The organism is Pseudomonas arcuscaelestis (assembly GCF_016881005.1).
GTDB classification, from domain to species: Bacteria; Pseudomonadota; Gammaproteobacteria; order Pseudomonadales; family Pseudomonadaceae; genus Aquipseudomonas; species Aquipseudomonas arcuscaelestis.
In genome coordinates this window covers 198,199-220,680 of sequence record NZ_JACOPV010000004.1, presented here as the reverse complement: position 1 = coordinate 220,680, position 22,482 = coordinate 198,199, and the positions used below count along the sequence as shown (strand labels likewise).

Below are 22,482 nucleotides of genomic sequence, written 5' to 3'. Positions count from 1 at the left end.
ATACTTTCGGCAGAGCGCAGGCGCTGCCGAAAACCGGCCGAAACCAGGCGACAACGCCAGTTCCTCTGTCCACCCTTGTAGACCGTCATTTCCACCCCCATATTGGGGCGACTGATGCGTGAAGGAATCCATCTTGAGCGAACTTCTCAACCGCCGCCTGAGCTTGCTCGGCCAAGGCGACAACCTCTCCCTGCTCAAGCAGTGCCTGCACGGCATCGAGCGCGAATGCTTGCGTGTGACCGACGACGGTCGTCTGGCACAAACCCCGCACCCCGAAGCTCTCGGCGCGGCGTTGACCCACGAGCAGATCACCACGGACTACTCGGAGTCGCTGCTGGAGTTCATTACCCCAGCCCTGGCCGACCCTGCGCAGACCCTGGAAAGCCTGGAGAACATCCACCGGTTCGCCTACACCAAGCTGGGTAGCGAATACCTGTGGAGCCCGTCGATGCCGTGTCCACTGCCAGCCGAGGAAGATATTCCAATCGCCTGGTACGGTGAGTCGAATATTGGCCAGCTCAAGTATGTGTACCGCAAGGGCCTGGCCCTGCGGTACGGCCGCACCATGCAGTGCATCGCCGGTATTCACTACAATTTCTCGCTGCCAGAAAGCCTCTGGCCGCTGCTGCGCGCCGCTGAAGGCAGCAGCCTGGATGACCGTGAGTATCAGTCGGCAGCCTACATTGCCCTGATCCGCAACTTCCGCCGCTACAGCTGGTTGCTGATGTACCTGTTCGGCGCCTCGCCGGCCCTGGACGCGGGTTTCCTGCGTGGCCGGGCTCATTCACTCGAACAGTTCGACGTCGATACCCTTTACCTGCCTTATGCCACCAGCCTGCGTATGAGCGACCTGGGCTACCAGAGCAACGCCCAGGCAGGCCTGACGCCTTGCTACAACGATCTGAGCAGCTATACCGACAGCCTGCGCAAGGCCGTCGCCACGCCGTATGCGCCCTATGTAGAAATCGGTACGCACAAGGATGGCGAGTGGGTACAGCTCAACACCAATATCTTGCAGATCGAAAACGAGTACTACTCCAATATTCGTCCCAAGCGGGTGACCTACAGTGGCGAACGGCCGATCCAGGCCCTGATGGCACGCGGCATTCAGTACGTCGAAGTACGTTGCCTGGACATCAACCCGTTCCTGCCGACCGGTATCGATCTGCCGGAGTCACGCTTCCTGGATGCCTTCCTGCTGTTCTGCGCCCTGGATGACAGCCCGCTGCTGGGCAATCAGGAATGTGGCAACTGCACGTCGAACTTCCTCAGTGTGGTCAAGGAAGGTCGTCGCCCGGGTCTGATGCTGCAGCAGCATGGCAAGCCTGTAGAACTCAAGGCGTGGGCCAACGAGCTGCTCGAGCGTATTGCGCCGCTGGCCGCATTGCTTGACCGCAGCCTGAACAGTGACGAGCACAGCAAAGCCCTGAGCTTGCAAAAAGACAAAGTCAGCGATCCATCCCTGACCCCGTCGGCCCAGGTACTGGCAAGCATGATCGAGCACAAGGAAAGCTTCAGCCGCTTCTCTCTACGCCAGAGCCAGGCGCACGCCGAGTTCTTCCGCGCCAAGGCCCTGTCAGCCGAAGAGCAGCAGCGTTTCGAGACTGCTGCGCGCGAGTCCCTGGAAGCGCAAACCAGGCTTGAGCGCGAAGAGGACAAGGCCGACTTCGACCTGTTCGTCAGCGCTTACCAGGCCAGCATCCTGGCGATCAGCAACTGATATGAGCCGTACCGTCAGTACACGCAAACCCCGCGCTGGCAGCCAGGCGCGGATCGACTCGATCCTTGCAGCGGCGCGCACCCTGCTGGCCAGCGAAGGAGTGGCAGGGCTATCGATCTACAGTGTCGCCGAGCGGGCGCAAATCCCGCCGTCCTCGGTGTATCACTTTTTCGCCAGCGTCCCGGCATTGCTCGAAGCCCTGACTGCCGATGTTCATGCAGCCTTTCGAGCGTGCCTGGCGCAACCGATCGACACCTCTGCACTCACTACCTGGCACGACCTGTCGCGTCTGGTCGAGCTGCGCATGTTGAGTATCTACAACGAGGATGCCGCAGCCCGGCAGCTGATCCTTGCCCAGCATGGCTTGAGCGAAGTCACCCAAGCCGATCGCCAGCACGATATCGAGCTGGGCGACTTGATGCACAAGCTGTTCGCCGAGCACTTCCAGTTGCCCGTGCTGCCGAATGATGTCGATGTGTTTGCCCTGGCCATGGAACTCGGCGACCGGGTCTATGCCCGTTCGGTACAGCTACATGGGCAAATCACGCCGCGCATGGCTGAGGAAGGCATGCGCGTGTTTGATGCGTACCTGGGCCTGTATTTGCCGCCTTTTTTGCCTAAACGCTGAAACTGCCATCGCGAGGCAAGCCCGCTCCCACAGGGGTGCATGGCCTGTGGAAGGGAGCTTGTCGTGCGATGGATCAAAGTTTGGCAATCGACACTTCAGTGGACTTCACGAAGGCAATTACCTCACTGCCAATGGTCAGTTCCAGCTCACGTACCGAGCGGGTGGTGATCACTGAGGTGACAATGCCTGAAGCCGTCTGCACGTCGATTTCCGACAGTACCGGGCCTTCAAGGATTTCCTTCACGGTGCCTTTGAACTGGTTACGTACGTTGATCGCTTTGATGGTCATCGCTTTGCTTCCTTCAGGTCAATGAGCCCAACGCAGCTGCGTTGGCAAAGGTGCTACAGGTTCCGGTTCCGCTGGTGCAGCAGGCACCGAGAGAACGCGGTTGAGAACTTCGGTTTCCAGCGCCGCCAGTCGATGCGAGCCACGCACACGAGGGCGCGGCAGATCGACGGTCAGGTCCAGCCCCACTTGGCCGTCTTCGATGAGAATTACCCGGTCTGCCACGGCAACTGCTTCGCTGACATCATGGGTAACCAGCAATACGGTGAAGCCGTGCTCGCGCCAGAGCCGTTCAATCAGGTGCTGCATCTCGATTCGAGTCAGCGCATCCAGTGCGCCCAACGGTTCGTCGAGCAATAACAGACGCGGCTGGTGAATCAATGCGCGAGCCAGGGCTACACGCTGCTTCTGCCCGCCAGAAAGAGCTGCCGGCCATTCGTTGGCGCGCTCGGCAAGGCCCACCGCCTCCAGAGCGTGCAACGCCTGCGGACGCCAGTTGCCCGACAAGCCCAGGCCAACGTTGTCGATAACTTTCTTCCAGGGCAGCAGGCGCGCTTCCTGGAACATCAGTCGGGTGTCCTCACGCGCCGCGCTCAACGGCGCCGAGCCTGCCAGAAGCTCGCCACCACTTGGCTGGTCGAGCCCTGCGAGCAAGCGCAGCAAGGTGCTTTTGCCACAACCGCTACGGCCGACAATGGCCACGAATTGGCCGGCCGGAATATGCAGGTCGATGTCACGCAGCACCTGGCGCTGGCCGAAGGTTTTCTGCAGGTTGTTCGCCGCCAACGGTATACCGCGCAGCAGTCGTGCCGGTGCTTCCTTGAGGATGGTCATGCGCCCTCTCCCCGAGTGGGTTGATAAGCCGGATGCCAGCGCAGCCATACCCGCTCAAGGCCGCGTGCAGCCAGGTCAGCAAGTTTGCCGAGCACGGCATACAAAACAATCGCCAGCACCACCACATCGGTCTGCAGAAACTCACGGGCATTCATTGCCAGGTAGCCAATGCCGGCATTGGCAGAAATGGTTTCAGCGACGATCAGGGTCAGCCACATAAAGCCCAATGCGAAGCGCACGCCGACCAGAATCGAAGGCAAGGCACCGGGCAGGATGACCTGGCGAAACAACTCGAAGCCGGACAAGCCATAGCTGCGAGCCATCTCCACCAATGCCGGGTCGACATTGCGAATGCCGTGGTAGGTATTGAGATAAATCGGGAACAGCGTGCCCAGGGCGACCAGGAAAATCTTCGCCGACTCATCGATGCCGAACCACAGGATCACCAGCGGAATCAGGGCAAGATGCGGCACGTTGCGGATCATCTGTACCGAACTGTCGAGCAAGCGCTCGCCCCACTTCGACAAGCCGGTGATAAAGCCCAGCACCAGGCCGATCGCACCACCGATCAAAAAGCCCAGCGCGGCGCGCCAGCCACTGATCGCCAGGTGGGTCCAGATTTCGCCGCTGCGCACCAGTTCGACACCGGCGCTGAACACCGCACTCGGTGCCGGCAGGATACGCGTGGACAGCCAGCCAACGCTGACTGCCAACTGCCAGAGTGCCAACAGCAGCAGCGGCAGCGCCCAAGGCGCCAAACGCTGTGACCAGGATGTGGATACACGACTCATGACCCGACCCTCAGCGCTGTGCCGTGGATTTGGGCAAAATGTCGTTGGCGACCATTTCACCAAACGGGCTCACATAGCCGCCACTTTTCGGCAGCTCGGGACGCTCCACGTCCAGGTGCGGGAACAGCAACTCGGCCACACGATAGGATTCTTCCAGGTGTGGATAACCCGAGAAGATAAAGGTGTCGATGCCCAACGCGGCGTATTCCTTGACCCGTTCGGCCACGGTCGGTCCATCGCCCACCAGCGCAGTGCCGGCACCACCACGTACCAGGCCCACTCCAGCCCACAGGTTGGGGCTCACTTCCAGATTGTCACGGCTGCCGCCGTGCAGCGCCGCCATGCGTTGCTGGCCCACCGAATCGAAGCGTGAGAGCGAGGCCTGGGCACGGGCAATGGTGTCATCGTCCAGGTGCGAGATAAGACGCTCGGCGGCCTGCCAGGCTTCGGCGTTGGTTTCGCGCACGATCACATGCAAGCGAATGCCAAAGCGCACGCTGCGGCCTTGCTTGGCGGCCTTGGCGCGAACCTGCTCGATCTTCTCGGCCACGGCCGCTGGCGGCTCACCCCAGGTCAGGTAAAGCTCGACCTGCTCGGCGGCCAGGTCCTGGGCCGCTTCCGAGGAGCCACCAAAGTACAGCGGCGGACGCGGCTGCTGGATCGGCGGGTAGAGCAACTTGGCGCCTTTGACCTGAATGTGCTGACCGTCGTAGTCGACTGTCTCGCCTTCCAGCACCCGCCGCCAGATACGGGTGAACTCCACCGACGCCTGGTAGCGCTCTTCATGGCTGAGAAACAAGCCATCACCGGAAAGCTCTTCCGGGTCACCCCCGGTCACCAGGTTGAACAGTGCACGGCCACCGGAAAGTCTATCCAGCGTCGCGGCCTGACGTGCAGCCACCGTCGGCGAAATGATACCTGGGCGCAGGGCCACGAGAAATTTCAGACGTTGGGTAACCGGAATCAGCGAGGCGGCTACCAGCCAGGAGTCTTCGCAGGAACGACCGGTCGGGATCAGCACCCCACCAAAGCCCAGGCGGTCGGCTGCTTGGGCGATCTGTTGCAAGTAACCATGATCAACTGCACGGGCACCTTCGGAAGTGCCCAGGTAGTGACCGTCGCCGTGAGTGGGAAGAAACCAGAAAATATTGAGGCTCATTGGAGTTGTCTCCTAAGGGGTACGCAAGCCGGGAGCAGCTCCCGGCACGGGCGAATCGTCAAGGCACGCTGGCGACCTTGGCCGGGGGTGTCCAGATCACATCCTTGATGCTCAGCGGCTTGGGAATCAGCTTGAGCGTGTGGAAGGTGTCAGCGATTTTCTGCTGGGCGCTGACCACATCCGGGGTCAGGAAGTGAGCGCCATAGCCCTGGCGTTTTACCGAGGTCAGGGTGATGTCGGCTGGCAGGCCCAGCAGCGGTGCAACCTGGTCGGTCACTTCCTGCGGATTGGCCTTGGACCACTCGCCCACCGCACGCACTTCTTCGACCAGGGTGCTGATCACCTCGGGATGCTGCTGTGCGTAGGTCTTGGTGGCCAGGTAGAACTGGTGGTTGTCGACGATGTCTTTACCGTCGCGCAGCGTGCGTGCCTGCAGCTGCTGCTCGGCGGCGGCCTGGTAAGGATCCCAGATGACCCAGGCATCGACGCTGCCGCGTTCGAACGCAGCACGGGCATCGGCAGGCGGCAGGAATACCGGCTGGATGTCGGTGTATTTGAGGCCGGCATCTTCCAGGGCGCGAACCAGCAGGTAGTGAACGTTCGAGCCTTTGTTGAGGGCGACTTTCTTGCCCTTGAGGTCCTTCACCGCCTGAATCGACGAGCCCTTGGGCACCAGAATCGCTTCGCTATGCGGTGCCGGCGGCTCGTAGGCCACATACAGCAAGTCAGCCCCGGCAGCCTGGGCAAACACCGGAGGGGTTTCGCCGGTGACTCCGAAATCGATGGAGCCGACGTTCAGGCCTTCCAGTAGTTGCGGGCCGCCAGGAAACTCGGTCCATTGAACCTGGATACCCTGGGCTGCCAGGCGCTTCTCCAACGAGCCCTTGGCCTTGAGCAACACCAGGGTGCCGTATTTCTGATAACCGATGCGCAGGCTTTGTGCCTGAGCTTGAGTAATGGCGCCGAAGGACACAGCCGCAGCAAACAGAGCGACCAGACCACGACGCAAAATGACAGTGCGCATAGCGCTCTCCTTTTGCTGTTGGGTTTTGGCTGCACCTGCTTGCCCGTTGGCGGGCGAGTAAGGTGGGACTTGCGAGAAAACAGTTACAGCGGCTCAGATGCTCCAGCGAGCACTGAGCAGACGTTCATTCAGTACACCGGGTGCGACCGGTTTCGGCCTGCGTGCCAAGGCACTGTGAAACAGTTCAAGCGATTCGTTCAGGCGTTGCTCCAATACCGGCGCCAATTGCGCTGCGTTATTGCCTTCGCCGTAGGTGATCTGGCTGTCGTCGGCGAAAATCCCTTGCAGGGTTTCCTGCGCCTTGAGCGCAGACAGCACCGGCTTGAGGGCGTAATCCACAGCCAGCATGTGGGCGATGCTGCCACCGGTTGCGATGGGCAATACCACCTTGTGGTTCAGGGCACGCTCAGGTAGCAGATCCAGCAAGGTTTTCAGCGCACCGGCAAACGAGGCTTTGTACACCGGGGTCGCGACCACCAGGCCGTCGGCTTGTTCTACCAACGCCAGGAAGTGCTGCACCTTGGGGCTATCGAATCGCGCATGCAGCAGGTCCTCGGCCGGAAAGTCGCGGACCTGGAATGTCACCACCTCTACGCCCTGGCCTTGCAACCACTGCCGGCTGCGCTCAAGCAGCACGCCGGAACGTGAACGCAGACTGGGACTACCACCGAGAGAAACAACCAGCATTGGAGCGCATCCTTGATCGTGTTCTGAAAGGCCGCGAGGTCGAGTTCTCGCTGGAATGGATTGACCTTAACAGCTCGACACATATACCAATAAATCATATTTATTCATTTGTTTATTCTTTTATGATCTATTAATTTTGACCCTAAAAAAGGGCCGTCGAAACGGCCCAAAATCCCTGCATGGTTGAATGATCAGCGATTGGGCTGTGGGGTCAGGCGCAGGTACGGCTTGACCGCTCGGTAGCCCTTGGGAAAGCGTTGCTTGATTTCGTCTTCATCCTTGAGCGAGGGCACGATCACCACCTCATCTCCGTCCTGCCAGTTGGCTGGCGTGGCCACCTTGTGGTTGTCGGTGAGCTGCAAGGAGTCGATCACCCGCAGGATCTCGTGGAAGTTACGCCCGGTACTGGCTGGGTAGGTAATGGTGAGGCGGATCTTCTTGTTCGGGTCAATCACGAACAAGGAGCGCACCGTGAGGGTATCGCTGGCATTGGGATGAATCAGGTCGTATAGGTCAGACACTTTGCGATCGGCATCGGCCAGGATCGGGAAGTTGACGGTGGTGTTCTGGGTTTCGTTGATGTCTTCAATCCAGCGGTGATGGGAATCGACCGGGTCGACCGACAAGGCAATGGCCTTCACGCCACGCTCGGCAAACTGCTCCTTGAGCTTGGCAGTGAAGCCCAGTTCGGTGGTGCAGACCGGGGTGAAGTCGGCTGGGTGCGAAAACAGCACGCCCCAGCTGTTACCCAGCCACTCGTGGAAGCGGATCTTGCCGGCGCTGGAATCCTGTTCGAAGTCGGGGGCGATATCGCCGAGTCTGAGGCTCATGGTGCGGCTCCTTGGCTGGGTTCGTTATGGGCTCACTGTGCCTGCTATGACATAAAAACAAAAAGAATAAATATCGATTTATTTATAACTTTTAAACCTATCAATGAGCAGACAAAAAAAAGCCTCGCATGGAGCGAGGCTTCTCTTTTCAACTGGGCTTACATGAAGCTGTAAGTGTAGTTGAAGATCAGACGAGTTTGGTCTTGGTCGTCACTAGCTTCGGAACCACCGCCGCGGTAAACACCATGACGCAGGCTGACGCCCAGGCCTTTAAGGGTGCCTTCCTGAAGGACGTAGTCGATACGCGCATCGCGCTCCCATTCGTGATAACTGCTGCCATTATTGGCACTCTTGATGTCATCGCCACGCAGGTAAGAAACCGAAGTTTTCAGACCTGGTACACCCAGGCGTGCGAAGTCATAGGAGTACTGACCAAAGGTGGTGTTCTCACCCGCTTTGGCGAACTGGTTGATCATACTGTCGGTGAACAGGTAGAAGCTGGCGCCGCCGTTACCTTCGCCATGCGTGCTACTAGTGCCGTCTTTAGTCACGCCACCTTGGTTCGCCCAGACAAAACCACCATCATCACCAATCTGCTGGTGTCCCAACAGGAAGGCATGGCCACCAAGGGTATAGGTGAACATAGCGCTCCAGGTCTTGTTATCGACCTCGCCCGTGTTCTTTGCATAACCCTTGTTGTTGTCGAAAGCATACCCGGTCTGCCCGTTCTTACCATCGCTGCTGCTGTCGAAGTAGCGCAGGTCAGTCTTGAACGATTGGTCTTCGGCGATCGGATAAACGTGAACCAGTCCTAGGAAGTGCTGCTTGTAGAAGTCTTCCAGGTTCGAGTAGTAGTACTGCAAGGTAAGGTCTTTGGTGACTTTCCAGTCGCCACCGGCGAACTGAAACTTATTGCTGTCCTGCGTTGCACCGGAGACGGATAGACCAGTACGGTTGCTCGATGCACGGCCCATCGCGTGAGTCAGCTGACCGGCGTTGAGGGTCAGGTTGTCGATTTCCTTCGACTGGATAGTGCCGCCTTCAAATGTTTGAGGGAGCAGACGACCATCGTTCGATACGAGGATCGGTAGGTTAGGCGCCAAGGCGCTACCGAAATGCGCTTCAGTTTTCGAGAAGCGAGCCTTTGCATTGGCACCAAAGCGTGCCCACTGGCTAACCGCCGACCCATCGGTGTCGCTTGGGAAGAATGTGCTGCTATTTGGGTGATGGCCTTTACCACCATCCAGATGAATACCCCACAGGGCTTGCGCATCAACGCCGAAACCTACAGTGCCTTCGGTGAAGCCCGAGATGTAGTCAACTTTGAAGCCCTGACCGGACTCGCGGTTGTCGTTGCCACCGTCACGGTTGTCGCCATCGAAATACATGGTCCGCGAACTCAGCGAAAGCTTGCTGTCTTCAACGAAACCGGCAGCACCCGCGTGCTGGGCCAGAACCCCAACGGCCACGGCGAGTGCCAATGTGGACTTGTGCATGTTTTGCTCCTCTCATTTCTAATTCTTGTGTGTCGCTTACGGCAGGATCTTTTGCCCTGCTCGACGTCGATAGGCGATTAGCACCAAAGGATGACCGTCAAGTCAATCGTAACTATTCATTTCGCTACTTTGGTCTAATGCGCCCAACCTGGGGGGCAAGGATAAAGACAATTCTATAAATCTAAAAAGACTTATTTCTTAATTTTTCAGATTAATACGGAATATAAAGCGCATTTTTCCTTCTGCCCCCCTGGTCAGGGAGCAAATTCCAGATGGCTATTTAATCGGGAGATTTTAGATCGCTTGGCTCTGACGTATCGCGCCTTGCCTCTTCTCTCGGGAATGGGCCCATCTTTGTCGTTTTCGGCTTCCCTCAGCCTTGACCCCCGTCAGGTTTAGAAGACCGATGCCCATTGCGCAAGTCGATGGGCATAAAGCGATTGGCTCCTAAGCTAATGCTAAAAAGTTATTTATTTTTAGTTTCTTAGATCATTTAGTCTTTCGACCACTTTCTCCCAACTGATCGTCTGACCAGGAGTTCTCCATGACCCTCCATGCTCCGCTGCGCCTGTTCGCCGCCCTGACTCTGGCCGGCACCAGTTGGTTCGCCCAGGCGGCCGACCTTACCGTTGCCTACCAAACCACCGTGGATCCGGCAAAAGTTGCCCAGGTAAACGGCGACTATGAAAAAGCCAGTAAGGCCAGCATCGACTGGCGCAAATTCGATAGCGGTGCCGATGTGATTACCGCCGTGGCCTCCGGCGGCGTGCAAATCGGCTATCTCGGCTCCAGCCCCCTGGCTGCCGCCGCGACCCGCAAGCTGCCGGTGGAAACCTTTCTGATTGCGACCCAGATCGGCGCAGCCGAAGCACTGGTAGCCCGCGATGGTGCCGGCATCAATTCTCCGCAGGATTTGATCGGCAAGAAGATCGCCGTGCCTTTTGTTTCCACCGGGCATTACAGCCTGCTGGCCGCGCTCAAACAGTGGAACATCGACCCGGCCAAGGTACAGATCCTCAACCTGGCGCCTCCAGCGATCATTGCCGCCTGGAAACGCGGTGATATAGATGCCACTTACGTCTGGGACCCAGCGCTGGGCGTGGCCAAGGAAAACGGCAAGGTGCTGATCACCTCCGGCGAACTGGCCGAAAAAGGCGTGCCCACCTTCGATGCCTGGATCGTGCGCAAGGACTTTGCTGCCAAGCACCCTGAAATCGTCAAGGCCTTCGCCAAAGTCACCCTGGATGCCTACGCCGACTATCGCAAAGACCCACAAGCCTGGCTCGCCAAGCAAAGCAACGTCGACAAGTTGGTGAAGCTCTCCGGCGCCAAAGCCTCGGACATCCCGGCCTTGCTGCAAGGCAACGTGTTTCCGCTGGCGGCCGACCAGATCGCAGCACTCGGAGCGCCGACGACCCAAGCCATCACCGACACCGCCACCTTTCTCAAGGAGCAAGGCAAGGTCGAAGCGGTGCTGCCGGACTACGCGCCGTATGTCAGCGCCAAGTTCATCGCCAACTGATCGGAGATCGTTATGGCATTGCTTGAGCTGGAGCGCATCAGCGCACAGTACCCCGGCGCAGCCGAGCCGGTGCTGGCCGATATCACCCTGAGCCTGGGCCCCCAGCAATTGCTGGTTGCCCTGGGCCCGTCCGGCAGCGGTAAAACTTCGCTGCTCAATCTGATCGCAGGTTTCGTTGCCCCCAGCGCCGGACGTATCAGCCTGGATGGTGTGCCGGTGCAAGGGCCCAGCGCCGAACGCGGCGTGGTATTCCAGGACGATGCGTTGCTGCCTTGGCAGGATGTCTTGGCCAATGTCGCCTTTGGCCTGGAACTGGCCGGCGTGCCACGCGCCGAACGTGAACGCAAGGCGCGAGAAATGCTTGCCCTGGTAGACCTGGCCGATTTCGGCAAGCGACGGATCTGGCAATTGTCGGGTGGGCAAAAGCAACGCGTTGGCCTCGCCCGGGCATTGGCCGCCGATCCACGGGTACTGCTGATGGATGAGCCCTTCGGCGCCCTTGATGCGTTTACCCGTGAGCAGATGCAGGAATTGCTCCTGCAAGTCTGGCAACGCACGGCCAAGCCGGTGTTCCTGATTACCCACGACATCGAAGAAGCGGTGTTTCTTGCCACTGACCTAATTCTTTTGGCGCCCAACCCGGGGCAGATCGTCGAACGCCTGCACCTGGATTTCGGCCGGCGCTACGCCGCCGGCGAACCTGCCAGGGCGATCAAGTCCGACCCCCGCTTTATCGAAACCCGCGAGCACGTACTGAGCCGGGTGTTCTCTCAACGCAGCGCCGCCGTGCGGCAGGAGTTCGCATGAGCAGCCTGGAAGTGCCGGTTACGGCCAAACGCAGTGTTGCATCAGCGCCGGTGGCCAAGGCGCGACGCAACCTGAGCACCCGCTGGATCAGCGCGCTGACCCTGGCCACCCTGCTTCTGGTGTGGTGGGCGGTGACCGCTGCCGAGTGGATCGAGCCTTTGTTCTTGCCGCCCCCACAAGCGGTGCTGGCCAAGGCCTGGTTGCTGCTGACCCAAGGTTATATGGACGCCACCCTGTGGCAGCACCTGGGCGCCAGCCTGCAACGTATCGGCCTGGCCCTGGGCGCGGCGATTGTCACGGCGATTCCGATGGGTATCGCCATCGGTCACAACCGCATTGCCCGCGGCATTCTCGACCCACTGATCGAGTTCTACCGGCCGATTCCTCCCTTGGCTTATCTGCCATTGATCGTGATCTGGTGCGGTATCGGCGAGCTGTCGAAAGTGCTGCTTATTTACCTGGCGATTTTCGCCCCTATCGCCATTGCTACCGCCACCGGCGTACGCACGGTCGATCCGACCAAATTGCGCGCGGCACAATCGCTGGGGGCCTCACGAGCGCAACTGATTCGCCACGTCATCCTCCCCAGCGCCTTGCCCGACATTCTTACCGGTGTACGCATCGGCCTTGGTGTGGGCTGGTCGACGCTGGTTGCCGCCGAGCTGATCGCCGCCACCAGCGGCCTGGGCTTCATGGTCCAGTCGGCAGCGCAGTTCCTTGTCACCGATGTGGTGGTGCTGGGCATTCTGGTGATCGCACTGATCGCCTTCGCCCTGGAAATGGGGCTGCGCGCCCTGCAGCGCAAATTGGTGCCCTGGCACGGCCAGAGTCATTGAGATTAATCGAGAATAATCATGAGCCTGAGCATTACCCCGCTGAGTTCTGCACTCGGCGCCCAGATCAGCGGCATCGACCTCAGCCGCGAGATCAGCACAGAACAACGCGACGCAGTCGAACAGGCCCTGCTCAAGCATCAGGTGCTGTTCTTTCGTGAGCAGCCGATCAATCCACAGCAGCAAGCGGCCTTCGCAGCGCGCTTCGGCGATCTGCACATTCATCCGATCTACCCCAATGTGCCTGAAACCCCTCAGGTGCTGGTGCTCGACACCGCCGTGACTGATGTTCGCGACAACGCCATGTGGCACACCGACGTGACCTTCCTGCCAACCCCGGCACTGGGCGCGGTACTCAGCGCCAAACAGTTGCCGACCTACGGCGGCGATACCTTGTGGGCCAGTGGCATAGCGGCCTACGCAGCATTGTCGGAGCCGCTCAAACAATTACTCGATGGGCTGACCGCAACCCACGACTTCACCAAGTCCTTTCCGTTGGAGCGTTTTGGCACCACACCTGAAGACTTGCAACGCTGGGAAACGACCCGGCGTGACAACCCGCCTCTGTCACACCCGGTGATCCGCACCCACCCGGTGAGCGGGCGCAAGTCACTGTTCGTCAATGATGGATTCACCACGCGCATCAACGAACTGAGCGACACCGAAAGCGAGGCGATACTTAAATTACTGTTCGCCCACGCCACCCGACCGGAGTTCACCATCCGCTGGCGCTGGCAGGAGAACGACGTGGCCTTCTGGGACAACCGGGTGACCCAGCATTACGCCGTCGATGACTATCGCCCGCAACGGCGGGTCATGCATCGAGCAACGATTCTGGGAGATGCGCCGTTCTGAGGCAGCGGCTAAAAGCGGTAGGCGCGGGTTTGCCCCGCCCCTACCGTTTGCCTGCTAACGCACCATGTGCAGAAACTGCATATGCCGTTCGTACTGGTCGAGGATGTCGTTGATGATCTGCTCTTTGCTGTAGCCAACCAGATCGTAGTCCTGGCTACCTTCGCTCAGATGAACCTCGGCACGATAGTAACGACGGTTCTTCAGTTCCTGGGTGCCAAGCCCGCCCAGCGCGAATGACGGGGTGAAGTAGCCACGCATCTGTACTTGATAGATGAAGGGTTGCTCCTCGCCATGACCAATCTTCAGGCTGACGTTGTCGTGGCTCGGGTCTTCCTGGGTGATGACATTGAGCCCCTTCTCGACAAACACTTCGGTCACTTCACCAATCGCCGGACGCACTACGTCGTCCATGAACCGGTAGACCTCATCACGCGAAGGAAAATGCACCGCCTGGCTCAGGCGCTGACGCCAGCCACCACGACCCCGACGAGAATTGGCGAACGGCGCCAGCGAATGCATCTGCGCAATCTGGCGCTGCGACTCCAGGTAGAACGCCTTGTGCAGCCCCCACATCATCGCCAGCAGAATCACCGAAAACGGCAGCGAGGTCAGCACTACCGCCGACTTCAATGAGTCGATGCTGCCTGCGAACAACAGGCCGATGGTCACCAGGGCCGTCATTGCCCCCCAGAACACCCGCAACCAGTTCGGTCCGTCTTCATCGGCATTGCCGTCGCGAGCGGACAACGTCGACAACACCACAGTGCCCGAGTCCGCCGAGGTAACGAAGAACACAAAGCTGATGAACACCGTGACGGCAATCACCACCTTGCTCCACGGATAGGTTTCCAGCAGCAGGTACAGGGTCATCGAGGGGTTGTCGATGGCCGACTGACCAAGCGCTGTCATGCCGTGATCGAGCACCTGCGAGATGGCGCTATTGCCGAAGATCGACATCCACGCCAACGTAAAACCCAGTGGGATCAGCAACACGCCGAAGACAAATTCACGAATGGTGCGACCACGGGAAATTCGCGCAATGAACAGGCCCACAAAAGGCGCCCAGGCAATCCACCAGGCCCAGTAGAACACGGTCCAGCCACCCAGCCAGTCTCTGTCCTGGTTGTAGGCATACACATCAAAACTCTTTCTCGGCAGCGCTCCCAGGTAGTCGCCCAGGTTCTGGATCAAGGTATTGAACAGATGCTGCGTAGGCCCGGCGAACAGCACGAACAACAGCAGCGCGCAGGCCAGGAACATGTTGATGTCGGACATCACCCGCACACCCTTCTCGACCCCGGCCACGGCAACAGCCACTGCCGCGCCCATCATCAGGGTGATCAGCGCCACCTGTACCCACTGGGTATGGGGAATACCGAACAGGTAGTCCAGGCCAGAATTGAGGTGCAACACCCCAAAGCCCATGTCGGCGCCAAGGCCGAAGACCGTGGCGATGATGCCGAAACCATCCACTGCATAGCCGATAGGGCCGTTGATACGCTTGCCAATCAGTGGATAAAGCGCCGAACGCAGGGCCAGGGGCAAGTTGTGGCGATAGGCGAAGTAGGCCAGGGCCATACCGACGAAAGCGAATACGCCCCAACCGTGCAGCCCCCAATGCAGAAACAGCAACTGCATGGCCTGGCGCCCAGCCTCGACCGTTCCGGCTTCACCCTGGGGTGGCTGGAGCATATGGGTCAGGGGTTCGGAGACACAGAAGAAAAACAGAGTGATGCTGATGCCCGCAGCGAACAACATACCGGCCCAGGACAGGTAGCTGAACTCGGGTTCGTCGTGGTCGGCACCGAGCTTGATCTTGCCGTAGCCAGATAAGGCGGTGACCACCACGAAGACCAGGTACAGCGTCATCGCCAGCATGTAATACCAGCCGACCGTATTGGCCGCCCAGTTTTGCGCCGCCAACAGCCATTCGCCAGCTGCCTGCGGATTACTGATTACCACTAGTCCGAAAATGAGGATAAAGCTCGCCGAAAAATAGAAGACCGGCGGATTCATGCGGATTTTGCCGCTAGGTAAGGAACTCGGTGCACCCATTAAATGTGCACCTCGAAATGACGGGAAAGGCTTGGATTGAACGGGTTCAGCAAAGGGTTTCCTCCTGTTGAACGCCGGCAGCGGACCACCGTTTTAACTTGAACAAGCGTTCAAGTTAAACATGGATGGGGTCCTTAATGCGACCCGATGCCGCAATCCAAGCCCTGCCTGGGCTACTTCTGCGTGCCGTCATCGTGCTGCAGATTGGCCTGGGTCAGGTTGCTGCCCGGTGCCACGCTGCGGGTCAGCCAGACGTTGCCGCCGATGGTCGAGCCCTTGCCAATGGTGATTCGTCCCAGAATAGTTGCACCGGCATAAATCACCACATCGTCTTCGACGATCGGGTGGCGTGGATGGCCCTTTTGCAACTGACCGTCCTCGTCTGCCGGGAAGCGCTTGGCCCCCAGGGTTACCGCCTGGTAGATCCGCACCCGCTCACCAATGATCGCGGTTTCACCGATCACCACGCCCGTGCCGTGATCAATGAAGAAGCTTTGGCCGATTTGCGCTCCGGGGTGAATGTCGATGCCCGTGGCCGAGTGCGCCAGCTCCGAACTGATGCGCGCCAGCAGAGGCAAGCCGGAGCGGTACAGGTGATGCGCCAGGCGGTGATGGATAACCGCCAGAATGCCTGGATAGCAGAGCAACACTTCATCGACGCTTCGCGCTGCCGGGTCGCCATGGAACGCGGCCAGGACATCGGTATCGAGGATGCTGCGCAGGCCCGGTAGTGCTGCGGCAAAGTCCTGGATCAGGCTCAATGCCTTGGCGTCGACATCAGCGGTGTTGCACTTGCCGTGGCGGGCGACATAGCGCAGTTCCAGACGCGCCTGGGCAAGCAAGGCCGTCAGGGCCGAATCGAGGGTATGCCCAACGTAGAAATCTTCACTTTCCTCACGCAGGTCCACCGGACCAAGACGCATGGGAAACAGAGCGCCGCACAGTAGCTCAAGAATGTGTCGCATGGCTTCTCGCGACGGCAATTCGCGCCCACCTTGTTCGCCACTGCTGCGACCATTGTCGCTGCGCCATTTGGCTCGGGCGCTACGCAAGCCGGCAACGATGCCATGCAACTGCCAATGCCCTGTCTGCGCGTTTTCGCTCACGGTTACATCTCCTGCCGCGGCGGCGAGAATGGAATGAGAAGGCCGCCAGATAGACGCTCACTCTACGACAATTAGCGGCCGGAGAAAAAATACCCTTTATTCCAAAACGCAATAAAGCTGGCATAAGGCCGGGAGTTGCTTGCGGGCACAGGCCTGCCTATAGTCGTTTTTTCCCTTGCAGATGTATTGCCATGATCGACGGACAGCTTTCCCGCTTCAATCGTCTGGACCTGCTTGGCGCGCCAACCGCGCTGGAAAAGCTGCACCGCCTCTCGACCTGGCTGGGCCGTGATATTTACGTCAAACGCGATGACTGCACCCCCCTGGCCCTGGGTGGCAACAAATTGCGCAAACTCGAATACCTGGCGGCGGATGCCTTGAGCAAGGGCGCCGACACCCTGGTCACGGCTGGCGCAATCCAGTCTAACCATGTGCGTCAAACCGCAGCGCTGGCTGCGCGGCTGGGCCTGGCATGTGTCGCATTGCTGGAAAACCCTATCGGCACTGACTCGGCAAACTATCAGGGCAACGGCAACCGCCTGTTGCTGGAGCTGTTCGACGCCAAGGTCGAGCTTGTGGATAACCTCGATAACGCCGACGAACAACTGCAAGCTTTGTCAGTACGCTTGCACGCCAGTGGCCGCAAACCCTACATCGTCCCTATTGGTGGCTCCAACGCCCTTGGCGCCCTGGGTTACGTGCGCGCAGGCTTGGAACTTGCCGAACAGATCAACCAAAGCGGGCAGCGTTTCGCTGGGGTAGTGCTTGCCTCCGGCAGCGCCGGCACCCACAGCGGGCTGGGCCTGGCATTGGCAGAAGCATTGCCACACCTGCCCGTGATTGGTGTCACCGTGTCGCGCAGTGACGAGGCGCAGCGGCCCAAGGTGCAGGGGCTGGCCGAACGCACCGCAGAACTCCTGGGTATGCGCCTGCCTGAAACCTTCAAAGTTGAGCTGTGGGACGAGTATTTTGCTCCGCGCTATGGCGAACCGAACGCCGGTACCCTCGCCGCCATTCGCCTGTTGGCGAGCCAGGAAGGTTTGTTGCTGGATCCGGTCTACACCGGCAAGGCCATGGCGGGCTTGCTCGACGGTATTGCCCGCCAGCGATTCGACGACGGCCCACTGATTTTCCTGCATACCGGTGGGGCCCCGGCATTATTCGCCTACCCTGAGGTCTGGAATAGCTGAATAGCATATTCAAAAAAAGAATAACAAAATTGATTTATATTATTTTTAAACCTATTAGCGTCACCCTATAGTCGCCTTCCACACCACAATAACGTTGGGGCTTCGTCATGACAGTAATCGGTAAACAGATTCTCAATGCGGGCGTTGCCCTGCTGCTGGGCGCCAGTCTGCTCGGTCAGGCCGTTGCCGGCGAGCAGTTGAAGACGATCAAGGACAAGGGCACGATCAGCGTCGGCCTGGAGGGCACCTATCCGCCGTTCAGTTTCGTCGATGCCGATGGCAAGCTGGCCGGTTTCGAAGTGGAGCTGTCGGAGGCGCTGGCCAAGGAGCTGGGTGTCAAAGCCAAGCTGCAACCGACCAAATGGGACGGCATTCTCGCAGCCCTTGAGTCCAAGCGCCTTGATGTGGTGATCAATCAGGTGACCATCTCTGACGAGCGCAAAAAGAAGTACGACTTCTCCCAGCCTTATACCGTTTCCGGTATTCAGGCGCTGGTCCTGACCAAGAAAAAGGATGAGCTCAATATCAAGACTGCCGCAGACCTTGCCGGCAAGAAAGTCGGGGTAGGCCTGGGGACAAACTATGAGCAGTGGCTCAAAGAGAACGTCCCGCAGGCGGTGATCAAGACCTACGACGACGACCCAACCAAATTCCAGGACCTGCGTGTCGGCCGCATCGACGCGACCTTGATCGACCGCCTGGCCGCCCTCGAATATGCCAAGAAGGCCAAGGACACCAGCATTACCGGAGACGCCTTCTCGCGCCTGGAGTCGGGAGTCACCCTGCGCAAGGGCGAGCCAGAACTGCTCGACGCCATCAACAAGGCACTGGACAAACTGCGCGCCGACGGCACGCTGAGCAAACTGTCCGAGAAGTACTTTGGCGCCGACGTGACTAAATGATCGAAGAAAGCCTGCAGCTTGCGCTGGACAGCGCGCCCTTTCTACTCAAGGGCGCGTACTACACCGTCATCCTCAGCCTTGGCGGGATGTTCTTTGGCTTGTTGCTGGGCTTCGGCCTGGCGCTGATGCGCCTGTCATCGCTCAAGCTGTTGAGCTGGACAGCGCGGGTCTATGTGTCGTTCTTTCGCGGCACACCGCTGCTGGTCCAGTTGTTCATGATCTATTACGGCCTGCCGCAATTGGGGCTGGAACTGGACCCGCTGCCTGCAGCGCTGATTGGCTTCTCGCTGAACATGGCCGCCTACGCTTGTGAGATTCTACGCGCCGCTATCGGCTCGATCGATCGAGGCCAATGGGAGGCTGCGGCCAGTATCGGCATGACCCGCGGTCAGGCCATGCGCCGGGCGATTCTTCCACAGGCAGCACGCACCGCGTTGCCGCCCTTGGGCAACAGCTTTATTTCACTGGTCAAAGACACCGCCCTGGCCGCCACTATTCAGGTGCCGGAGCTGTTCCGCCAGGCGCAGTTGATCACTGCACGAACCTTTGAAATTTTCACCATGTACCTTGCCGCCGCACTGATCTATTGGGTACTGGCCAGCATTCTTGCGCATTTTCAGAACCGCCTGGAAGCGCGAGTCAACCGGCACGACCAGGAGTCCTGAGGCATGATCGTGGTAGAGCGACTGAGCAAGCAGTTCAACGGCCAGACAGTTCTGAACGACATCAGCCTGAAGGTCGAGGCCGGTGAGGTTATTGCCATCATTGGCCCCAGTGGCTCGGGCAAAACCACCTTCCTGCGTTGCCTGAACTTGTTGGAAACACCCAACAGTGGCCTGATCCAGGTAGGCGATGTGACGATCGATGCCAACCGTCCCCTCAAGCAACAGCAAGGGCTGATCCGCAAATTGCGCCAGCAAGTCGGGTTCGTGTTCCAGAACTTCAACCTGTTTCCCCATCGCACAGCGTTGGAAAACGTCATCGAAGGTCCGCTGGTGGTCAAACAGACGCCTCGCGAACAAGCGGTGGCCCTGGGCATGAAACTGTTGGCCAAGGTCGGCCTGGCAGGCAAGGAGGCTTCCTATCCGCGCAAGCTTTCCGGTGGCCAGCAGCAACGGGTAGCGATTGCCCGTGCGCTGGCGATGGAGCCTGAGGTGATTCTCTTCGACGAGCCAACCTCGGCACTTGACCCTGAGTTGGTCGGAGAGGTGCTGGCGACCATCCGCAGCCTGGCCGAGGAAAAGCGCACCATGATTATCGTCACTCACGAAATGAGCTTTGCTCGTGATGTCGCCAATCGCGTGATCTTTTTCGACAAGGGTGTAATTGTCGAACAGGGCGAGGCGCGGGCGCTGTTCGCCCATCCCCGTGAAGAACGTACCCGGCAGTTTCTGGGCAAGTTTCTCGGTACGCAAAACACCGGGTACTGAGTTCCCCGCCAGACTCACAGCGTTGGCTGCGCGCACCCATCCATTGCGGGCGTAGGCCGCTTCCGAAGTTTGCCACTGCCTGGCAAAAGGCACTATTGAGCCTTGATCCTTTGCGCTTGCTGACTAATAACCGCCAGTCCCGCAGATATTCATGCCAAGGATGCGCGCTATGCCCCACGTCAGCCACGCAAGCGAATTAACCCCTCCTTCCCTCCCCGGCATCCACGCGGGCGGTATCGGGCGCCACAGTGCCTCTCGATTACAGGCGCGCATAGTCATTGAGCCGCCGATGCAAGCCGGTGATCTGCTCGCCATGTTCTGGGGGCACCGTTTTGTCAGTGCTCGCACCCTGCACACCGATGAAGTGACGAACGCAATCGACATGCCTATACCTGGTCATTTATTGCACAACGGCGTACATCGCCTGCACTACCGCTTGCTCACACCGGGTTACCGTCCGATACGTTCGCCCGAGCGACAAGTGCTCGTCAAACTCGACTGCCCTGGGGGCAATGGCGACCATGCGCAGCTTCAGCCAGTGCAATTGGCCACCAGGGTTCGCCATCACGGCCTTTCTCTCGATGCCCTGAACCACGACCTGCCCTGCACGCTGGCGCCTTACTCGAACATGGCCGGTGGCGACCAAATTACCCTGTGCTGGGGCGATCTGCGCCTGGACTTGCCGGTGTTGGCACAGCATCAGGTGGGCAAACCGATCAAGGCGAAAATCCCCCTGGCGTTGATTCAGGAATGGGGGCCAGACCCGCATCTGCAACTGAGTTACTGCATTCTGGATCGCGTCGGTAACCGCTCTATATGGGCTCCTGCCAGGCAATTGCAGGTGTTCGTCGAGCGACCACGGAGTACTTCTATTCATATTCCAAAATGATAGTTTATTTAATTTTTATACAGCTTTAGGGTATATAAACCGGACCACCGGACCAGCGCATTTCAGTCGGCGCGCGTTGCGCCGACCACTTCAATACGTGAGGTAAGGTATGGTCGGGAACACAATCACCCCAGTGCGTAACGCCAGGGCATTGAGTACAGCCAAGGAGCGGTACTGATGTCCAATCTGGCAGATACAAACGTCCACAGCGATCTTGATAGCGCCCCGCTGCTGCTGCCAGCAAGCGTGCTGGGCGCTGACGCACAAGCCTTGCAGGCCGCGCACGAATTAGCCGATATAGCGCGCAGCCAGGCAGCACGACGCGATCAACAACGCAAACTGCCCTGGGCAGAAATTGAACAGTTCACCCGCAGTGGACTGGGCAGCATTTCCATTCCCCATGCTTACGGCGGCGCGCAGGTGTCTTTTGTCACCCTTGCCGAGGTGTTTCGGATCATCAGCGCGGCCGATCCGGCACTGGGACAGATTCCGCAGAATCAGTTCGGTATCCTGCAGTTACTCCAAGGCACCGCCAGCGAACGGCAAAAGACGTTGCTGTTCAAGTCGGTGCTCGACGGCTGGCGCATCGGCAATGCCGGCCCCGAGCGCGGCAGCAAGAACACCTTGGAACTCAAGGCGCGGATTACCCGGGAGGGCGATCACTATCTGCTCAGCGGACAGAAGTTCTATTCCACTGGCGCACTGTTCGCCCACTGGGTGGCTGTCAAGGCGCTGAACGATGAAGGCCGCCAGGTGATGGCTTTTGTTCGTCGCGGCACGCCGGGGCTGCGGATCGTCGACGACTGGTCCGGCTTTGGCCAACGCACCACGGCCAGCGGCACCGTGCTACTGGACCGGGTTCAGGTAGACCCTGAACTGGTGATCGACAACTGGCGACAGAACGAGGTGCCCAACATTCAGGGCGCCGTTTCTCAACTGATCCAGGCCGCCATTGACGCCGGTATCGCTCAGGAAGCGGTCGCCGATGCCATCAGCTTTGTCCGCGAGCGTTCACGGCCATGGATTGATGCCAAGGTCGAACGCGCCTGCGAAGACCTTTACGTAATTGCCGACATCGGGCGCCTGCAACTTGAGCTGCACGCTGCCCTGGCCTTGCTGAACAAGGCGGCGCGCACGCTCGATGAAGTCAATGCAGCGCCAATCGATGCAGCCTCGGCCGCGCGCGCCTCGATTGCGGTGGCCGAAGCCAAGGTGCTGACCACCGAGATTGCCCTGCTGGCCAGCGAGAAGCTCTTCGAGCTTGCCGGCAGCCGCGCAACCCTCGCCGAGTTCAACCTCGACCGACATTGGCGAAACGCCCGGGTCCACACCCTCCACGACCCAGTGCGCTGGAAATACCACGCCGTTGGCGCCTATCACCTCAACGGTACGTTGCCTGCCCGGCACTCCTGGATTTAACCAGACCACTGGAGCTTTT

At 59.3% G+C, this 22,482-nt stretch carries 22 protein-coding genes; 12 read left to right on the top strand and 10 right to left on the bottom strand.

Annotation, left to right across the window (positions count from 1 at the left end; translation table 11 throughout):
* Positions 1–133 precede the first annotated feature (133 nt).
* Together gshA and H8F21_RS07345 are read left to right on the top strand one after the other, a co-directional pair.
* Complete coding sequence (gene gshA, locus H8F21_RS07350; protein WP_203480934.1) at positions 134–1,720, top strand: glutamate--cysteine ligase; 1,587 nt, start codon at positions 134–136, stop codon at positions 1,718–1,720.
* Between the two features lies 1 nt (position 1,721).
* Positions 1,722–2,348, top strand: a complete 627-nt coding sequence (locus tag H8F21_RS07345) for a TetR/AcrR family transcriptional regulator (RefSeq protein WP_203480935.1) — start codon at positions 1,722–1,724, stop codon at positions 2,346–2,348.
* Between the two features lie 73 nt (positions 2,349–2,421).
* On the opposite strand, the gene H8F21_RS07340 is transcribed toward H8F21_RS07345, so the two are convergent.
* The 8 genes from H8F21_RS07340 to H8F21_RS07305 form a co-directional block, all read right to left on the bottom strand.
* Positions 2,422–2,637 (bottom strand): TOBE domain-containing protein, encoded by a 216-nt coding sequence (locus H8F21_RS07340; protein ID WP_010221227.1) that lies wholly within the window; start codon positions 2,635–2,637, stop codon positions 2,422–2,424.
* Positions 2,638–2,655: 18 nt separating this feature from the next.
* Positions 2,656–3,468 carry an aliphatic sulfonates ABC transporter ATP-binding protein gene (ssuB, locus tag H8F21_RS07335; RefSeq protein ID WP_203480936.1) on the bottom strand — a complete coding sequence of 271 codons (813 nt, stop codon included), beginning with the start codon at positions 3,466–3,468 and terminating at the stop codon, positions 2,656–2,658.
* On the bottom strand, positions 3,465–4,259 hold the full coding sequence (gene ssuC / locus H8F21_RS07330) for an aliphatic sulfonate ABC transporter permease SsuC (RefSeq protein ID WP_203480937.1): 795 nt from the start codon (positions 4,257–4,259) through the stop codon (positions 3,465–3,467). Before ssuC ends, ssuB begins: the two co-directional genes overlap by 4 nt.
* A gap of 10 nt (positions 4,260–4,269) precedes the next feature.
* Positions 4,270–5,418 carry an FMNH2-dependent alkanesulfonate monooxygenase gene (gene ssuD / locus H8F21_RS07325; RefSeq protein WP_203480939.1) on the bottom strand — a complete coding sequence of 383 codons (1,149 nt, stop codon included), beginning with the start codon at positions 5,416–5,418 and terminating at the stop codon, positions 4,270–4,272.
* Positions 5,419–5,476: 58 nt separating this feature from the next.
* Positions 5,477–6,442, bottom strand: coding sequence for a sulfonate ABC transporter substrate-binding protein (locus tag H8F21_RS07320; RefSeq protein WP_203480941.1), 966 nt, complete (start codon positions 6,440–6,442; stop codon positions 5,477–5,479).
* A gap of 93 nt (positions 6,443–6,535) precedes the next feature.
* A complete protein-coding gene (ssuE, locus tag H8F21_RS07315; RefSeq protein WP_203480943.1) occupies positions 6,536–7,129 on the bottom strand; it encodes an NADPH-dependent FMN reductase in 594 nt (197 codons plus the stop codon).
* Between the two features lie 191 nt (positions 7,130–7,320).
* Positions 7,321–7,959, bottom strand: a complete 639-nt coding sequence (locus H8F21_RS07310; RefSeq protein ID WP_203480945.1) for a peroxiredoxin — start codon at positions 7,957–7,959, stop codon at positions 7,321–7,323.
* Between the two features lie 158 nt (positions 7,960–8,117).
* Positions 8,118–9,455 carry an OprD family porin gene (locus tag H8F21_RS07305; protein ID WP_203480946.1) on the bottom strand — a complete coding sequence of 446 codons (1,338 nt, stop codon included), beginning with the start codon at positions 9,453–9,455 and terminating at the stop codon, positions 8,118–8,120.
* A gap of 544 nt (positions 9,456–9,999) precedes the next feature.
* On the opposite strand from H8F21_RS07305, the gene tauA reads away from it, so the two are divergent.
* The 4 genes from tauA to tauD are packed head-to-tail and all read left to right on the top strand — an operon-like array spanning position 10,000 to position 13,472.
* Positions 10,000–10,977, top strand: coding sequence for a taurine ABC transporter substrate-binding protein (tauA, locus tag H8F21_RS07300; RefSeq protein ID WP_203480947.1), 978 nt, complete (start codon positions 10,000–10,002; stop codon positions 10,975–10,977).
* A 12-nt stretch (positions 10,978–10,989) separates the two neighbouring features.
* Positions 10,990–11,784, top strand: coding sequence for a taurine ABC transporter ATP-binding subunit (tauB, locus tag H8F21_RS07295; protein WP_203480948.1), 795 nt, complete (start codon positions 10,990–10,992; stop codon positions 11,782–11,784).
* Positions 11,781–12,620 (top strand): taurine ABC transporter permease TauC, encoded by an 840-nt coding sequence (tauC, locus tag H8F21_RS07290; protein ID WP_203480949.1) that lies wholly within the window; start codon positions 11,781–11,783, stop codon positions 12,618–12,620. The genes tauB and tauC overlap by 4 nt, the downstream gene beginning before the upstream one ends.
* A gap of 18 nt (positions 12,621–12,638) precedes the next feature.
* The gene (gene tauD / locus H8F21_RS07285; protein ID WP_203480950.1) at positions 12,639–13,472 is read left to right on the top strand and encodes a taurine dioxygenase; all 834 of its coding nucleotides are present in this window, start codon (positions 12,639–12,641) and stop codon (positions 13,470–13,472) included.
* A 54-nt stretch (positions 13,473–13,526) separates the two neighbouring features.
* Here tauD and betT read toward each other — a convergent pair whose 3' ends face one another.
* Both betT and epsC read right to left on the bottom strand, forming a co-directional pair.
* A complete protein-coding gene (gene betT, locus H8F21_RS07280) occupies positions 13,527–15,488 on the bottom strand; it encodes a choline transporter BetT (protein ID WP_168198423.1) in 1,962 nt (653 codons plus the stop codon).
* A gap of 212 nt (positions 15,489–15,700) precedes the next feature.
* Positions 15,701–16,633, bottom strand: a complete 933-nt coding sequence (gene epsC / locus H8F21_RS07275; RefSeq protein WP_203480951.1) for a serine O-acetyltransferase EpsC — start codon at positions 16,631–16,633, stop codon at positions 15,701–15,703.
* Between the two features lie 191 nt (positions 16,634–16,824).
* Between epsC and H8F21_RS07270 the strand changes: the two genes are divergently transcribed.
* The 6 genes from H8F21_RS07270 to H8F21_RS07245 all read left to right on the top strand — a co-directional run bounded on the left by H8F21_RS07270 (position 16,825) and on the right by H8F21_RS07245 (position 22,463).
* Complete coding sequence (locus H8F21_RS07270; protein WP_203584178.1) at positions 16,825–17,823, top strand: D-cysteine desulfhydrase; 999 nt, start codon at positions 16,825–16,827, stop codon at positions 17,821–17,823.
* 107 nt (positions 17,824–17,930) lie between these two features.
* Positions 17,931–18,725 (top strand): cystine ABC transporter substrate-binding protein, encoded by a 795-nt coding sequence (tcyJ, locus tag H8F21_RS07265; RefSeq protein WP_136474024.1) that lies wholly within the window; start codon positions 17,931–17,933, stop codon positions 18,723–18,725.
* Positions 18,725–19,390, top strand: a complete 666-nt coding sequence (gene tcyL, locus H8F21_RS07260) for a cystine ABC transporter permease (RefSeq protein WP_168198502.1) — start codon at positions 18,725–18,727, stop codon at positions 19,388–19,390. The genes tcyJ and tcyL overlap by 1 nt, the downstream gene beginning before the upstream one ends.
* 3 nt (positions 19,391–19,393) lie before the next feature.
* Positions 19,394–20,155 (top strand): L-cystine ABC transporter ATP-binding protein TcyN, encoded by a 762-nt coding sequence (gene tcyN / locus H8F21_RS07255; RefSeq protein WP_203480955.1) that lies wholly within the window; start codon positions 19,394–19,396, stop codon positions 20,153–20,155.
* A 169-nt stretch (positions 20,156–20,324) separates the two neighbouring features.
* Positions 20,325–21,044, top strand: coding sequence for a hypothetical protein (locus H8F21_RS07250; protein ID WP_203480957.1), 720 nt, complete (start codon positions 20,325–20,327; stop codon positions 21,042–21,044).
* A gap of 177 nt (positions 21,045–21,221) precedes the next feature.
* Complete coding sequence (locus tag H8F21_RS07245) at positions 21,222–22,463, top strand: SfnB family sulfur acquisition oxidoreductase (RefSeq protein ID WP_203480960.1); 1,242 nt, start codon at positions 21,222–21,224, stop codon at positions 22,461–22,463.
* Positions 22,464–22,482: the final 19 nt, after the last annotated feature.